At 70.5% G+C, this 16,208-nt stretch carries 10 protein-coding genes; 9 read left to right on the top strand and 1 reads right to left on the bottom strand.

Translation table 11 applies throughout. The features are described from left to right. Nucleotides 1-74: 74 nt before the first annotated feature. On the bottom strand, nucleotides 75-1,169 hold the full coding sequence (locus VGC13_RS15170) for an isoaspartyl peptidase/L-asparaginase (RefSeq protein ID WP_331126108.1): 1,095 nt from the start codon (nucleotides 1,167-1,169) through the stop codon (nucleotides 75-77). Nucleotides 1,170-1,376: 207 nt separating this feature from the next. Here VGC13_RS15170 and VGC13_RS15165 point away from each other — a divergent pair, with 207 nt between their 5' ends. From VGC13_RS15165 to VGC13_RS15125, 9 genes are all read left to right on the top strand, one after another. After that, the gene (locus VGC13_RS15165) at nucleotides 1,377-6,626 is read left to right on the top strand and encodes an RHS repeat-associated core domain-containing protein (protein WP_331126107.1); all 5,250 of its coding nucleotides are present in this window, start codon (nucleotides 1,377-1,379) and stop codon (nucleotides 6,624-6,626) included. Then, the gene (locus tag VGC13_RS15160) at nucleotides 6,598-7,209 is read left to right on the top strand and encodes a hypothetical protein (protein WP_331126106.1); all 612 of its coding nucleotides are present in this window, start codon (nucleotides 6,598-6,600) and stop codon (nucleotides 7,207-7,209) included. The genes VGC13_RS15165 and VGC13_RS15160 overlap by 29 nt, the downstream gene beginning before the upstream one ends. Nucleotides 7,210-7,295: 86 nt before the next feature. Next, complete coding sequence (locus VGC13_RS15155; protein WP_331126105.1) at nucleotides 7,296-7,496, top strand: hypothetical protein; 201 nt, start codon at nucleotides 7,296-7,298, stop codon at nucleotides 7,494-7,496. 373 nt (nucleotides 7,497-7,869) lie between these two features. Further along, nucleotides 7,870-8,178, top strand: coding sequence for a hypothetical protein (locus VGC13_RS15150; RefSeq protein ID WP_331126104.1), 309 nt, complete (start codon nucleotides 7,870-7,872; stop codon nucleotides 8,176-8,178). A 1,564-nt stretch (nucleotides 8,179-9,742) separates the two neighbouring features. Further along, nucleotides 9,743-10,495, top strand: a complete 753-nt coding sequence (locus tag VGC13_RS15145) for an FHA domain-containing protein (RefSeq protein ID WP_331126103.1) — start codon at nucleotides 9,743-9,745, stop codon at nucleotides 10,493-10,495. Between the two features lie 7 nt (nucleotides 10,496-10,502). Then, nucleotides 10,503-12,107, top strand: coding sequence for a penicillin-binding transpeptidase domain-containing protein (locus VGC13_RS15140; RefSeq protein ID WP_331126102.1), 1,605 nt, complete (start codon nucleotides 10,503-10,505; stop codon nucleotides 12,105-12,107). Continuing rightward, nucleotides 12,107-13,750 (top strand): FtsW/RodA/SpoVE family cell cycle protein, encoded by a 1,644-nt coding sequence (locus VGC13_RS15135; RefSeq protein WP_331126101.1) that lies wholly within the window; start codon nucleotides 12,107-12,109, stop codon nucleotides 13,748-13,750. The genes VGC13_RS15140 and VGC13_RS15135 overlap by 1 nt, the downstream gene beginning before the upstream one ends. Then, a complete protein-coding gene (locus VGC13_RS15130; RefSeq protein ID WP_331126100.1) occupies nucleotides 13,747-15,024 on the top strand; it encodes a PP2C family serine/threonine-protein phosphatase in 1,278 nt (425 codons plus the stop codon). Before VGC13_RS15135 ends, VGC13_RS15130 begins: the two co-directional genes overlap by 4 nt. After that, nucleotides 15,021-16,097: a hypothetical protein gene (locus VGC13_RS15125; protein WP_331126099.1), complete on the top strand. Its 1,077-nt coding sequence runs from the start codon at nucleotides 15,021-15,023 to the stop codon at nucleotides 16,095-16,097. The genes VGC13_RS15130 and VGC13_RS15125 overlap by 4 nt, the downstream gene beginning before the upstream one ends. Nucleotides 16,098-16,208: the final 111 nt, after the last annotated feature.

Here is a 16,208-nt window from a genome sequence, read left to right as displayed (position 1 = left end):
CCGAGAATCTGGTATCATCTCTTCTCTCCGCGTTTCTGCGTCTCTGCGTGAAACCGTTTTTGAGGGGCCGGGGATCATTCCCGGAAGATGGCCACCTCGGGCCGGCCGTCGGCGCCCACGCGGCCGCGGTACATGCCGGTGCTGTTGAAGGGCATGGTCCAGTTGCCCTGCCGGTCCATGGCGATCACCCCGCCCTCGCCCCCCTGCGCCACCAGCTGCCGCATGACGATGCTGTCGGCGGCGGTGCGCAGCGGCAGCCCGCCGTACTCCATCAGCGCGCAGATGCTGTGCGCCACGGTGTTGCGGATGAAGAACTCGCCGTGGCCGGTCGCGCTCACCGCGCACGAGCGGTTGTTGGCGTACGTCCCCGCGCCGATGATGGGCACGTCGCCCACCCGGCCAAAGCGCTTCATCATCATTCCCCCGGTGGACGTGCCGGCGGCCAGGTTGCCGTGCTGGTCCAGCGCCACGGCGCCCACCGTGCCCCACTTGCGCTCGTCCGGCACCGCGTAGCCGCTGGTGCGCCCCGCCCGCGCGGCGCTGTCGGCCCGGACGCTGTCCTGCTGGCGCATGCGCTCCCACTGCGCACGGCGGGCGGGGGTCATGAAGTACGACTCGTCCACCATCGCCAGCCCCTGCTGCCGGGCGAACGCCTCGGCCCCTTCGCCGATCATCATCACGTGCGGCGAGCGCTCCATCACCGCCCGGGCCAGGTCGATGGGGTTGCGCACGGTGTGCAGCCCGGCCACCGCGCCGGCCCGCAGCGTGGCGCCGTCCATCACCGCCGCGTCCAGCTCGATGCGCCCGTCCGCCGTGATCACCGCGCCGCGGCCGGCGTTGAAGAGCGGATCGTCCTCCATCACGTTGATGGCCGCCTCCACCGCGTCCAGGCTGGTGCCTCCGCCCGCCAGCACGGCGTGCCCGGCCATCAGCGCCCGCGTGAGCGCCGCGCGGTACTCCGCCTGCCGCTCCGGGGGCACGCTCTGCGGCGTCATGGCCCCCGCGCCGCCGTGAATCACCATTCCCCAGCGCGGCGGGGCCACCATGCCGCCACCGACGTCGGTGGGACGCCCGGCCGGCGTGGGCCGCGAGGCCGGCGTGGGCGAGGGCGCGCAGGCAAAGACCGCGGCCAGCGCGAGCAGCGTGAACGGTACGGCGGTGCGCTTCATTTCCCGGTTGCTCCGTGGGAGGGGTGAGTGCCGCCCCGCCAATCTGCGTCGCGGCCCGGGGGTCCACAACCGGGCACGCCCCGCCGACGCACCGCCCCTTTGACACAACCGCGCGTGCCCGTACATTGAACAATGGCGTGCGAGTCACGCCAGGCTTTCCGCGGGCCCTCCGCAGCGTCTCCCCCCCGTCCGCCCACTCCCCGAACGATGCCGTCCTTTTTCATCACCCGCCGCACGCGGGCCGTTCTGCTTTGCTGCGCCTCGTTCATCCTTGCCCTCTGCGCGCGTCCCGCGGCGGCGCAGGGAGACTATTGCACGCCCCCCTGGGAGGGGAGCCAGACCGGCTACGGGTGCGAGGTCTCGCCCGAGATCACGCTGAATCCGTCCTCGTTCTTCACCTCGCAGCCGTACGTGCCGTTCACGGTGCGGGCCAGCGACTACGACAGGGGGCTGGTCGACGCCACCTTTCAGGTGCGGGTGAACGGCCAGCCGCAGGGCAGCCCCACGGTGGAGCTCATCGAGTGGCCCAACGGGTGGATCGACCGGCAGCTGGTGCTGAGCGGAACCGTGCCCCTGACGCCAGCCGCGCCCACGGGCACGGTGACCGCGACGGTGTGCGACAGCCACTACCCGGTAACGACGTGCCCCGAGGCCGCCGCAACCTACACGCTGGCCATCCCGGGCGTGGAAGTGACGCCCAAGCACCAGTTCACCCAGCTGTTCAGCGGGACCACCCGCAGCACCACCTTCACGGTCCGCAACACGGGGACGGCGCCCGCCACCTTCGCCTTCACCCCCGCCTGCCGCGCCCCGGGCGGCGCCTCGCTTCCCGTCTGCACCGCCAGCCCCGCCAGCGCACCGGTGCCCGCCGGCGGCACGCAGGCGGTGACGGTGACGTTTTCGGGCACGCTCACGGGTGAGGCCGTGGGCGTGCGGCTGGCCGCTGCGCACACGCAGAACGCGGGCGTGCACGACACCGGCTGGATGGAGGTGGCGCTGATGAGCGGCAGCGGAACGCCGCAGGCGCAGGGCGCGCCGCTGGCCACCCTGGTGAACCTGAGCTCGGGCCCCATCGTGGCCCGCGACCAGTGCCTGACGGTGTCGCTGGGCGGGGGCGCGGCGTACGAGTGCGGCGACCTGCGGCTGGCGCACGCGCTTCCGCCGCACCGCACGCGGGGCCGCGCGTGGCAGCCGGTGCTGATGTACAACAGCCAGCATGCGCAGCCGTACCCGGTGGCCCAGGTGGACGTCACGCTGGGCGCCGGCGTGCTTCCGCCCGACTCGCTGGACGTGGTCCTTACGCTGGAGAACGGCGCCACCGTCACCAGGACCTTCCCGGTCTCCAGCTGGTACGCGGGAAGCACCCGCCGCGTGGCCGTGGGCTACAGCGCGGCGCAGACGGGCGTGTACCCCTACACCCTGCAGGTGGTGAACCGCTACGGGGCCACCCGCGTTCCGGGCGCGGTCCTGAAGGGGACGCTGACGGTGGTGGACCGGTCCGCCTCGCCCTTTGGATCGGGATGGTGGGTGGCCGGGGTGGAAAGCCTGCACTGCATCAACTGCCACCGCGGTGGGGACAGCCTGCTGTGGGTGGGCGGAGACGGCAGCACGCGCGTGTTCGCCAGCACCCCCGGCGTCCCCGAGCGGTGGACGGCGCAGAACCCCGCCGGCGCGCCCGACACCATCACCCGCCACTGGCCCAACGCCACCACGGCCATCTACACGCGCTGGCTGCCGGGGGGCGGACGGGTGGAGATCGGCCCCAGCGGACACTCGGTGCGCACGGTGAACCGGCTGGGGCAGGAGACGCTGTTCCAGTGGACCGACGGCCGCCTGGCCTCCATCACCGTGCCCGGCGCGGGGAGCGGCCCGGCGCCCGCGTACGTGTTCACCTACGACACGTACGGCGGCCAGCCGCGGCTCAAGCAGGTGAGCGCCACCACGCCCACCGCGCCGGCGCGCACGGTGACGCTGGCGCACGCCCACGCCGACCGGCGCGTCACCTCCATCACCGCCCCCGACGGCGTGCCGGTGCGGTTCAGCTACACCAGCAGCACCCTCCCGCGGCTGGTCACCTACCGCACCGACCGGCGCAACGTGAGCCAGCGCTTCCTGTACGGCGCGGGGGGGCGCCTCTCCGGCACGTGGCTGCCGCTGACCGCCGCCGACACCCTCAAGACCGGCCTCGATCCCATCGAGTCGAAGGGGCTGACGGGGCTGTACATGGCGCCCATGGCGTACTCGCGCATCGACGGCCCGCGCACCGACGTGGCGGACGTCACCTACGTCTGGCACGGGCCGTGGGGCGCGCCGCGGCGCATTCGCGACGGAATGGGCGGCGAGACCATCGTCACGCACGGCGACCCGCGCTTTCCCGCGCTGGCCACCGAGGTGCTGGCGCCCGGGGGCATACGCAGCCGCGCCCACTACGACACACGGGGGCGGGTGGACTCGCTGCGGACCTTCAACCCCCTGGGCGACGGACGCGACGCGCTCACCACCTACGCGTACGACGACAGGTGGAACGCGCCCACCCGCGTCTCGCGGTTCTCGGTGGACCCCGCCACCGGCGCCGCCACCCAGCTGGTGGGCCACGCGCACACGGCGTACGACCCCGCCACCGGCAACGTCGTCTCGCAGCGCCAGGGCGAGAACACCGCCACCGCCACCACCTTTACCTGGTATCCGGCGGGGCACGCGCACGCGGGGCAGCTGGCGTCGGTGCGCTCGCCGGCCACGGCCGCGGGGGTCGCGCGCGACTCGCTGGTCTACGACGCGCAGGGCAACCTGTCGTGGACCCTGAGCCCCACCGGCTTCCTGACCCGGCACCTGCGCGACGGGCTGGGACGCGACTCGGTGGTGTACACGCCGGTCGACACGGCCGGCGCCCGCTCGCTGGCGACGCTGGCGCAGACGGGCGTGCGGCGTGAGATCCGCTACGACGCCGCGGGACGCGACACGCTGACCATCACCACCGGCCCGGCGGTCGCCCACGATCCGCGCGCCACGGGACGCATCGACCCCGCCGACAGCCCGCAGGAGTCGCTCACCGTCCGCACGCAGTACGACGCGGAGGGCGCCGTGCTGCAGGTGGAGCGCTGGGCCACGCCGGACCCGGCGGACGTGGGCACGCTGGTCACCCGGTACGAGTACGACGCGGCCGGGCGCAAGACGCTGGAGGACGACGGCACGCAGGTGCAGCGGTACGGCTACGACCGGGGCGGCAACGTGGTGTGGTGGTCCACCGGGAGGGGCGACACCATCCGCACCAGCTACGACGTGCTGGGACGGGTGGTGCAGCGCAGGGTGCCGGCGGTCAGCTACGCGAAGGTCTGCTATCCTTCGAACAACTGCGAGGACGCGTTTCCCCGCTATCCCAACGCCACGAACGGCGCGCTGGTGATCCCGGAGGAATGGACGTACTTCCGCTACGACTCCATCGGGCGGATGGTGCAGGCGGAGAACGGCGACGCCATCGTGGAGCGGGCGTACTACCGCAACGGGGCGCTCAAGACCGACGTGCTGCGCCTGCGCACCTACAACGGCGTGGACTTTGGCCAGCACGTGTACGCGGTGGAGTACGGGTACGACGTGCTGGGGCGCACCACCTGGCTCAAGCACCCGCAGAACCTGGCGGGGAGCACGGCGGTGGACCAGTACGCCTACCACCCGGTGACGGGCGCGCTGGAAACCGCCACCGACCGCTTCGGCAACGCGTTCGGGTTCCAGTACGACAACGCCGGGCAGCGGACGGTGCTGACCGGCCCGGGCTTCAGCGACGCGACGGAGTACGACCGCGAGGGGCGAAGGACGCGGCGGCTGGAAACCGCGGCGGGCCTGACGCTGCACGACGAGCGCTTCGTCTACGACGCGCGCGGCAAGGTGCTGGAGGTGAACAACGGGGGCAGCCAGTACTACCAGTGGTACTCGGCCCTGGGGATGCTGGCGGCAACCGACTGGGAGAACGTCGACAACGCCGGCTTCCAGGCCGAGGAGTTCGGCACGGATCCGCTGGGCAACGTGTACTGGCGCCGCGCCGGCGCCCAGATCAACCGCCCCCGGCTGCCTTCGTACGTCACGATGTACCAGCCGGGCGTGGGCCGGGTGTCGCGGGTAGCCAAGGCCGAGGCCGAGAACCCGCAGAACGACGTGTTCTATCCCGAGACGACGACCCGTACGTACGACGCCAGCGGCAACGCCGCCATGGGCGTGCACGAGGTGTACGGCGCGCTCTCGAGCCTGCAGATGGGCGTGGTGCGGCACGCGCGCAGCAAGTCGTTCTACTCCGCCGACCAGCGCCTGCGGTACTTCCAGGAGAACGTGCTGACGGGCGGAAACACGGTGGCGAAGCAGGGCGTGTGGGAGGAGTACCGCTACGACCCGCTGGGCCGGCGGGTGCTGGTGCGCAGCAACCGCGACGACCTGTGCAGCGGGGGCGGGTCGGGGGCGTGCGTCAGCCACGTCACGCGGTTCGTGTGGTCCGGCGACCAGCTGCTGTGGGAGCTGCGGCTGGACAGCAAGCCGGGCGCGAACCTGGAGGCAGCCTACACGACCGGGCCGTACCACGGCCGGGTGAGCTACTTTCACGCGGGCGGCATCGACCGGCCGCTGGTGATCCGCAAGGAGGGCCAGCCCACGATCATTCCGCACGAGAACTGGCGCGGCCAGTTCTCGCGCGGCACCTACACCAGCGGCGCGGTGAGCGACTGCGGCTCCGGCCAGACCACCGGCTGCACCGCCATCGCCTGGCCCGGCCACCGCACCAACGCCTGGCACGCGCGTAGCGGGAGCGGGCCTGACATCCGCACCTGGTTCGGCGGCCTGGTGGACGGCATGCGCGACGCCAGCGGCCAGATGTACATGCGCAACCGCTACTACGACCCCGGCACCGGCCAGTTCACGCAGACGGACCCGATTGGCTTGGCGGGTGGGCTGAATGCGTACGGCTTCGCCAACGGGGACCCAGTCACATATGGTGATCCCTACGGGTTGAGCGCCGATTCAATCAGGTTCGGTGGGGACCAGAATGCAGGCAAGCGGGTGTGGAACACCATGGTGATCAATGCAAAAACGACGCTCAGGCTCAGCAACTCGCCTGAACAGCTAAATGCCGCAACTGCGTTCCTCGGGCGTCTGTGGAAGATGTGGAATGCACCAGAGATGTATGAAATTGACATTCAGGATCATCTGGACGGGACCGACGCGGATCTATTGGGAGGACACGAGTTCCGCAGATCTGACGGCACCTATGTCGTTCAGGTAGATGTTGAGCCGGGACGACGCTATGGGATATCACCAGAAACAAAACTCGCTCATGAGCTTGGAGGGGCCAATGGCAGAGCGCACAACCGGGGTCATGATGGACCATCCGTTGAGATGGAGAACCTCTACCGCACAGCGCGAGGTGGCTGCGGGAGGCGCCCTTCCCATGAGTACCCAGGGTCTTTGTGCCGATAAAGGGATTTCAGGAATGATGCGCGCCTCCTTGCGTGCTGTCTTGACAGCCTTGATCTGCGTATCGGTATGGAGTTGCTCGCGCGGTCGTGATGGTGACGGCTCCATCAGCTTTCGTCCTGAGCGAGGAGCCGTCCTAGAGCCCGACAGTATGCATGCATGGCAGCCATGCCGCGTGTCCACCACTGCGGGGGTAAGTGGATTCTGGACGCCGGATGCAGGTGAGATACAGCGGATCGATTCGATGCTGCCACGTATTCTGTCATCGGAACTCAGGCGTGTGAATCCCAGCACTGCGTTGCACCCGGACCGCTATTACAGACAATACTTCGGCATTGTGCAAAATGACCGTAAACTCATCTACGTTAACGGATTCCATGAGGGTTACATCGATATGGTGCAGCGCTCTTATGCGCAATCTCCGGCCCGGCACCAGCGGGGCGAGTTGAATCCAGATTTCTGGCGATTCACTCCTGTGACAGTTTGTGATGGTGGCACAGGCTACTTCGGAATCATTTACGATCCGGTAGCGAGGAAATTGGGCGCTCTCGAATTCGAACATACGTATGGTGGTCCCGTAGATTGATGACGACGTGAACCTGCTGGGCAGCTACAACGCTCGGCGCGCGAGAGCCGTGAAACCCCGTACAGCACGGGCCTGTACCGCAGCCAGTGAGCTACTTCCACGCGGGCGGCATTGACCGGCCGCTGGTGATCCGCAAGGAGGGCCAGCCCACGATCATTCCGCACGAGAACTGGCGCGGCCAGTTCTCACGCGGCACCTACACCAGCGGCGCGGTGAGCGACTGCGGCTCCGGCCAGACCACCGGCTGCACGCAGGTCAACTGGCCCGGCCACCGCACCAACGCCTGACACCAGCGCAGCGGCGGCGGCCCCGACATCCGCACCTGGTTCGGCGGCCTGGTCGACGGCATGCGCGACGCCAGCGGCCAGATGTACATGCGCAACCGCTACTACGACCCCGGCACCGGCCAGTTCACGCGACGGATCCAATCGGGCTGGCGGGCGGGTTGAACGCCTACGGCTTCGCGGCGGGAGACCCGGTCACATATAGTGATCCGTATGGGTTGTGCCCGGGAATTCCAGATACGAATCAGCTTGACCCTTCAGATTGCCCTCCTGGCTACTTCACTCTCATGGGGACGATCTTGGGTAGTGGGGGCGGAGCAATCCTCGGCGGTGCGGCGGGGCTCGTCTGCGCCGAAACAGGACCGGGAGTTGTCGTGTGCGTAAGCGCTGGCGCAGCCGGCGGGCCAAAGCCGGTGCGGCCGCAGGTGCGTTCGTCGGATCTGCGCTCGACGCAGGGATGGGGGTCCTGCGTATGGCGCGTGCGGGGAGGGGCGGAGGCAACTCTGCTGAGAACCGCGGGTCAGACTACTTTGTACAAACACACAACCTGAACAGGGCGGGACAGCAGGAGTTTCACCGCCGCCTTGGTAAGCTGAAGAAAGCCGGCGAAGAGATCACCGATGATGTGATGGACGGCGTGGCCGACGACGTGGCTGGTCATAGCAAATGGGTGCGCGAACCATGAACGCAAGCAATTTGTCTCTGCAGGAACTGCTGGATGGGCTTACGGGTCAAGAATGCACCGCAGTCCTGAACTCAGTCGGCTCCATACTGCTGATCGACATCGGCCAACTGGGGCGAGGACCGCACCAGATGGAAGACTCTGCGCCCCAAGGCTGGCGCAGCCTCTTGATCAATTCTCCATGGCGATTGGAGCGCGAGGCCGAAGTGATCTGCGACTGGAACGCGGATAATTCCGTCAGCGGGGAGATGACCCGCTGCATTGAGGGACTGGTGGGTCGTACCGTCGAAAGATGCCTCGCTGTGCCTCCAGCTTGGGATCTTCGTGTCTCATTCTCAGGTGACATGCACCTTGTGGTGTTCAGCGATTCGGATGCAGGCAGGCCCCACAGTTGGACAATGCTTGGTACAGACGGCCTTGAGGTCGTTGCTGGTCCAGGACTGGATCCACCCGGTTGGGATGCTCTCTGGAGTACTCCTGTGCCTCCGACGTCGTAAGTCAAGCCGCAGCAAGCGCAAAGCAGCTCAAAACGGGTCGCTGCCCGGCAAGGCTGCCGCATGTTTGGCTGGATCATCGGAACAAACCGATGTCACATATGATTTGGGCGGAGCTTTAGTCTGTCCAAGTTCCTGGGAGCAGGCATCAGCGCAGGAGAGACATATACTTTTACGCTGACTTTTCCCGGTGCCCTGTCCGACTGCCCTCAACGCTCCGGATCTTTGTTGAACACCCCTTTCACCTACACTGCTACCCAGAGCGCAGGATGGAACCAGACATCGCTGCGACATCGTCCCTCGTAAGCTTGTAGTAGTTCCCGTTCTTGTGCAGTTTGTGCAAGGCAGATGCGTGGACGCATGTGGTGCCCTGCCGATGCCGATTTCCGGAACTACAGTTTCAGGGGCAAGCAATACCTCGCCATCTACAAAGTCCTCCAGTTGCACAGATGGCTGGGTTCGTGGTCTGGTGCTTCGTGTATGTAATCCGAGGCTTCGCGGATGAGCAGGGTGCGCCCGCACATTGTTCCTCCGTAGGACGGCACGTCGCAGGGTGGAACCAAGGCGGCCAGACGAGATCTGCGGGGCCACCACGAGGAGCGAGCACTACGGCCGGGTGAGCTACTTCCACGCCGGCGGCATCGACCGGCCGCTGGTGATCCGCAAGGAGGGCCAGCCGACCATCATCCCGCACGAGAACTGGCGCGGCCAGTTCGCGCGCGGCACCTAACACCGGCGGCGCGGTCGGTATGCCCCTGGCAGCGTTGCTCGGGGGCATTTGCTCGATGCGCTCAGGAGTGCTGGTGCGAGGACGGCTCGCCCCCATTCCCCGGAATCGCCGAGTCCCTTCTTCCGGCCTCCGCGTCCTCTCTCCTTCCCTCCGCGCCCTCCGCGCGAAACCGCCGCGCCCGGCCCGCGGCAGCCGCCGGCCACGGGCGCCGTGATCCACCCGCCGAACGCCCGCAACCTTCATCCTCCGTTCATCGTAGTTCCGGGTGGGCGCTTGCCCCGCCGCTCCGCCGGTCCTGATATTGCGGCAGGGCGGCCCCGGCGACCCACGAATCCGGACCACGATGATCAACGCATTTCGCAAGCTACTGCGCCCCTCGCTCCGGCAGCAGCTGGAGGACGGCGTCCGCGAGGCCCTGCGGCGCTACGCGGACCGCCGCACCGCGCCGGACCTGCGCGTGTACGTGAGCACCGACCTGGTGCCGCCCGGGATGAACCCCAGCCTGTGGGCCCGCGACGAGGCGGACCACCTGCGGCGCTTCAGCGCGCAGTGGGCCCAGGACAACGGCATCGCCCGTGCGGGGCTGCGGGTCGAGGTGGTGGTGCTGGACACCAAGCGCGAGTTCGCCCACGTAAAGCCGCTGGGGCTGGAGCCCCCGCGCGCCGAGCCCGCGGGCGCCAGCAACGCGCCCCGTCCCGACCGCGCCCTGGTCCCCGAGCCGGCCGCGCCCGCACCCGCGCCCGCCTACGCCGCCGCCCCGGTGCACGGCGGGGGCGGCGCACCGATGGGAGGCGGCGGCGCGGTGCTGGAGGTGGTGAGCTCCGAAACGCTGCGCGAGCCGGTGCGCATCGACGGCGAGGTCACGCTGGGGCGCAAGCCCGAGCCCGGGGTGCAGGCCACGGGCGACCGCTACATGTCGGGCCGCCACGCCCGCGTCACCGCGCGCGGCGGGCGGGTGACGGTGACGGACCTGGATTCCAAGAACCGAACCTTCGTCAACGAGCAGCCCCTTCCCCCCCACCAGGAGCGCGCCCTGAACGTGGGCGACACACTGCGGATGGGGAACACGGTGCTGCGCCTGACCCACGCCGGCTGAACCCAACGTGCTGGATACCGTACTCGACTGGATCCTTCGCGGGGTGGTGATCGCGTTTGGCGCGGGGGCGCTCATCGCGCTCGCCCGCTGGGTGCGCGCCGCCCTCCGCGAGCGCCGCGAGCGCTGGGCCATTCGCCTGGCGCTGGGCATGCTGCTGCTGGCCGGCGTGTACACCTGGGGCCACGCCCGCCTGCTGTGGAACGCCGAGGAGATCGAGGCCGGCCGCATGGCCTGGCGGCGGTACGGCGACCCGCGCGAGGCGGAGCGCAACCGCGGCGAGGTGCGCGGGTGGATCCTGGACTGCACCGGCGAGGACGGCCGCGCCCTGGCGCGCTACGGCCTGCGCGACGGCGAGGTGCAGCGCGTGTACCCGCTGGGCGAGGCGGGGGCCAACTTCCTGGGCGGCGGAACCGGCGCGGAAGACCGCGACTACACCGTGGAGCGCCTGTTCGCCAAACACCTGCGCGCGCCCGAGCGCTTCGCCGAGCAGGGCGAGCTGCACGGCGCGGGCACCGACCTGCGGCTGACGGTGTGCGCCGAGCCCACCCGCGCCGCCTGGCGGCTGCTGGACGCCACCAACCTGAACGGCGCCGTCATCGTCCAGGACGTGCAGACGGGGGCCGTGGTCGCCTACGCCGCCAGCGGGCGGGCCGAAGACCCCCCGTTCGGCGTCAAGCGCTACGCGCCGCCGGGGTCCGTCTTCAAGCTGGCCGTGGCCGCGCTCTGGTGGGAGGCGGGGCTCCCCGACACCCGCATGCCCTGCCCACCGTACATCCAGACGGGCAGAGCGCGCATCCGCAACTTCGAAAGCCACGAGTACGCGTCCATCACCATCCCCACGGGGATGCTGACGGTGAGCTGCAACACGGCGGCGGTGCGCATGGCGCTGGAGATGCGCGAGCGGCTGGGGGTGGACGCCTTTCGCGACGCCTACCAGCGCTTCGGCTTCGTCACCTACTCCACCGGCCTGCCGTCGGCCTCGGACGAGCCGTTCTGGAACACCGACAACGCCGCCTGGGCGCAGCGGATGACGCCGCCGCCCATCCGCGTGCGCTTCGCCTCGCGCTTCACCGCGCACGAGTGGGGGCAGATCGCCATCGGGCAGGGGCCGGTGGACGTCACGCCGCTCTCCATCTCGCGCTTTCTGCAGGCCATCGGCAACAACGGGGTCATGCTGCCGCCCACCATCGAGTGGGACCGGATGGACAAGCGCGGCGAGGGGCGGCGCATCATGAAGGAAACCACCTCGCGCAAGCTGCAGGAGGCCATGCTGAGCGTGGTCGACTCCGGCACGGCGCAGGTGGCCAAGGCGCGCTTCGCCAACACCGGGTGGGACCTGGGCGGCAAGACGGGGACGGCCGACGTGGCCAACGCCCCCCGCCCCGACGCCTGGTTCGCCGGGCTCATGTACGGCCCCGACGGCCGCGCCCGCTACACGGTCGTGGTCTACCTGCAGCGCGGCGGGCAGGGCGGCCGCATCCCCGCCTCCATCGCCGGCGAGATGACGAAGTTCATGGCGTCGCACCCCCAGATCACCACGCCGGGAAGCGGGGAGAGCGACGCTCCGGCCCGCGGCGTCGCGTCGGCCGCCGGCGCGCGGGGGGGGCGCTGATGGCCATCCGCGACCTGTTCCGCCGCGGGCGCGCACCCGCCGCCGTGGCGCCGGAGGGCGTCACCGTCCGCATCAAGCCCCACAACCTGCCGTCGGAGCAGCGCGCGGGGCGGGTGGTGCCGGGCTTCCTGTGGTGGGGGCTGCTGCTGGCGTCCGCCTTCTACGTGGCCGCGCACTTTTCCATCGTCCGCGGCGTGTGGCCCATCCACGGCACCTCGCCGGGGGCGGGCGGCACCTTCATCCGCGACGGGGTGGCGCTGGCGGCGTGGATCGCCGTCCTGGTGGCGCTGCGCCAGCTGGGGTACCGGGGGCAGTGGGCGCTGGTGGTGCTGCCGATCCTCATCTTCAGCCTGACCCGGCCCACCCAGTTCCAGATCTTTACCGACCCGGCGTACCAGGCCAGCGGCGGCGCGCGGGCGCGGGCCAACGACCTCAAGGCCACGCGGGCGCGGCTGTCCACCATCGAGCGGACGTACAGCGAAGAGCGCAAGCAGGTCGTCTACCAGGGCAACCCGCCCGAGATGCCGGACCCGTTCGAGAACGCGGTGCAGCGCGAGGCCCGGTCGCGCGGCTTCCTTGCGCGCTCGGCGGCGCACTTTTCCGTCTTCATCGCCCCGTTCGCGCTGCTGGTGGGCTTTCTGCTCTCGCGCGAGCCCGGCGTGATGCGATGGGTGCGCGACCGAAGATTGATCCCGTTCGTCCCCACGCTGGCCGTGTTCTTCGTGCTGACCATCGGGTTCACGGAACTGGGCAAGGTGGGGGGGATGACGCCGTGGGAGCTGTTCCTTCCCATCTTCATCGTGATCTGGGCGGCCACGCTGGCCGAGGACGCGTACAACCTGGCCCGCCCCGGCGCCATCATGGAGCCGCGGCGGCTGCTGAACCTGTTCCTGTACGGCGCGGGTCCCGTCATCCCCTTTCTCATCATCCGCGAGCTGGGCCTGTCCATCGTCCTGGCCGGGTCGATGGCGGCCATGCTGCTGGTGGGGACGCGGCGCGGATGGTGGGCGGGGCTGATGCTGGTGGTCTGGGCCGCCCTCGTCTTCGCCGCGTTCAACGTGGACGAGCGGTCGGCCACGCGCCTGGAGCTGGCGTACGATCCGTACAAGAACCCGGCGGAGATGACGGAGCCGCAGCGCGAGACGTGGGCGGCCAAGCTGCACCAGATGAAGCTGTTCGACGCCAACGTCATCGAGGGCGGGACGCTGGGCGTGGGGCCGGGGCGCGGGCACGCCGAGACGGCGCCCAACGCGGCCGACGACGGCTTCATCACCGCCATCGCCACCCACTGGGGGCTGGCGGGGACGGTGTCGCTGGTGCTGCTGTACACCCTGTTCGTGGTGCAGCTGCTGAGCGCGGCGGCGCGCGAGTCGGGCGCCTTCGAGCGAACGCTGGTGACGGGGGTGGCGATGCTGATCGGCATCCCCTTCTGGCTGGCGACGCTGGGCGGAATCCGGCTGATCCCGCTGACCGGCGTGGCCACGGCGTTCGCGGCGCACGGCGGCGCCAAGCTGCTGGCCTCCGCCTTCGCCGTCGGCCTGGCTGCCGGGGTCAGCCACCGCAGGGCCCGTGAAGAGATCATGGACGAGGCGCTGGCGCCCCCGCCGGCCGAGCCGCACGCACCCGGAATCCGCATTCGATGACCGACGCCGCAACGAGCGCGCTGCCGCCGGTGCCGCTGCACGGCCTGCTGTTCGACGTGGCCGGCGCCAGCGCGCAGGGACCGCGCAAGGAAAACCAGGACGCCTTCGCCGTCGACGCCTTCACCACCCGCGGCTTCGTGGCCGTGGCCGACGGCATGGGCGGCGAGCGCGCCGGCCGGCTGGCCGCCGACACGGCGCTCAGCACCCTGGCCAGCGGAACGGAGATCCGCAGCCTGGACGCCGCCCGCTACGCCGTGCGCGCGGCGGACGAGGCGGTGGCCCGCAGTGCCCAGCAGGCGCCCGACGAGCGCGGGGGGATGGGGTGCGCGCTGGCGCTGATGGCGCTGTCGGTGGACCGCGGCGGCGAGGTGGGGTGGATCGGGGCGCACGTGGGCGACGTGCGCATCCTCAGCCGCTCGCCCGACGGCACGGTGCGGCTGGAGACGCGCGACCACACGCCGGCGTACGCGCGGTGGGAGGCGGGCGAGATCGCGCTGGACGAGATCCCCGACTCGCCGGGAAGCAACAAGCTGCAGCGCGCCGTGGGCCGCGGCGGCGAGGCCGAGGCACGGTGGATTCCCGTGCGCCCCGGCTGGACGTACCTGCTGGTGAGCGACGGCGTGACCAAGGCCATGCGCCTGGACGAGCTGGGCGACGCCATGGCGCTCGCCTCGTCCGAGGCCATCTGCCAGTCCATCACCCGCAAGGTCGAGGAGCGGGGCCCGGACGACAACTACACGGCCGTGGCGGTGCGCGTGCTGGACGGCGACGGCGGCACCATGCCCGCGCCCCCGCGCCGCGACCCGGTGATGGCGGCCGCCGCGACGACCGCGGCGGCTTCGGCGCAGACGGCCCCGCGGCCCAACGACCTGCGGGCGGACGAAGCGCCCCGCAACCTGTTCAATCCCCCGGCGGAGGTAGACGTGAACGGCCCCCGACGCTCATCCAAGGCGGGCGGCATCGCCCTTGTCCTGGCGCTGCTGGCGCTGGGCCTGGCCGCCTACGCCGCCTGGGCCGCGACCCAGTCGCGCGGCGCCGACCCCGCGCTCACGGCCCAGGTGGACAGCCTGCGCAACGAGGTGCGCACCCTGCGCGCCCGCGCCGCCGTCCCCAACGACAGCATGGGGCTGACGGTGGACTCGGTGCCGGTGGCGGCCGGCGCGGTGCCCCCGGCCGGGACCACCGCGCCGCCGGTGCAGGCGCCGGCCGCCGCGCAGACGACGACAGGGGCCACGACCGGGGCCGCGCGCCCCACTCCCACGAAGCAGCCATGACCGACTTTACCCCGGCCAGCCGCCCGCACGAGGGCGGCGAAGAGCCGCTGCTGGACTCGTTTCTTCGCGAGGCCATCCCCGAGATCAAGCTGGCGCTGGGCGACGCCATCGACCGGGACAACTCGCGCGCGATCCCCGAGAAGTACCAGAAGCTGCTGCCGCTGACCACGCTGGTGGTCACGCTGCGCCCCGACGCGGCGCAGGCGGTGGCGGTGATGGCGGCGGAGCTCGAGGAGGAGCTGACGGACTCGGTGATGCGGCACGGCTCGCTGTACGACCGCGACTACCGCGTGCGCCTCAAGGAAGCGGGCACCCGCGGCGCGCCGCTGTTCCGCGTCAGCATCCAGCCCGTGGGCCAGCCCGAGCCGGAGCCCATCGTCGCCGCGCCGCCCCCCCCGCCTCCTCCGCCGCCGCCGCGGGAAACCGCGCGGCCGCTGGAGCTGACGGTGGCCGCGCCGGAGCGCCCGCCGGTGCCGCCCGCCGGCGAGACGCTGTTCGCCGGCCGGGCCCCGGAGCTGATGGACCCCGACGCCACGCGGGTGGAGGGGATCGCGGCCCCGGCCGCTTCCGCCCCGGCGTCCTCCGGCTTTCCCGCCGGCCGCTTCGAGCTGGTGGTGGAGGACCCGGACGGCACCGAGCGCGAGCGCTTTCCCATCGCGCAGGGGACGACGACGGTGGGGCGCACGGCCGAGAACCCGGCGCTGCGCAGCGACATCCAGCTTACCGGCTCGCCCAACGTGAGCCGCCGGCAGCTGGCGCTGGTGCACGCCGAGCGCGACGGCCGCGCCGGGTTCGACGTGTACAACCTGGGGCTGAACGCCATCCACGTGGGCGAGCGCGAGGTCCCCGGCGCCAACGCCAGGAGCGGCCCCCTGGACTTCGCGGGGATGGGCGACAGCAGGCTGTGGGTGGCCCCCGGCGAGCCGATCCGCATTGGCGGCCACGGCCCCGTGGTGCGCATCCACGACGCGAAGGAAGCGGAGAAGGAGCCGTCCGGCGGCGGCACCGGCCTGGAGCTGCACGTGGTGCCGCCGGAGCCGGCGGTGGACCCGGACGCGACGCAGTTTGGATGAGGGAGGGAGTGCGTTAGTGCGTTAGTGCGTTAGTGCGTTAGTGCGTGAGTGCGGAAGTGAACGGCAGAAGCACTCGGCACTCGATCGCGGGCAGCGGGTACCCGAAACGTT

The sequence above is a fragment of the Longimicrobium sp. genome (genome assembly GCF_036399255.1).
Taxonomy (GTDB): domain Bacteria; phylum Gemmatimonadota; class Gemmatimonadetes; order Longimicrobiales; family Longimicrobiaceae; genus Longimicrobium.
The sequence above is the reverse complement of the archived record's forward strand: the minus strand, read 5'-3'. Positions and strand labels throughout refer to the sequence as shown.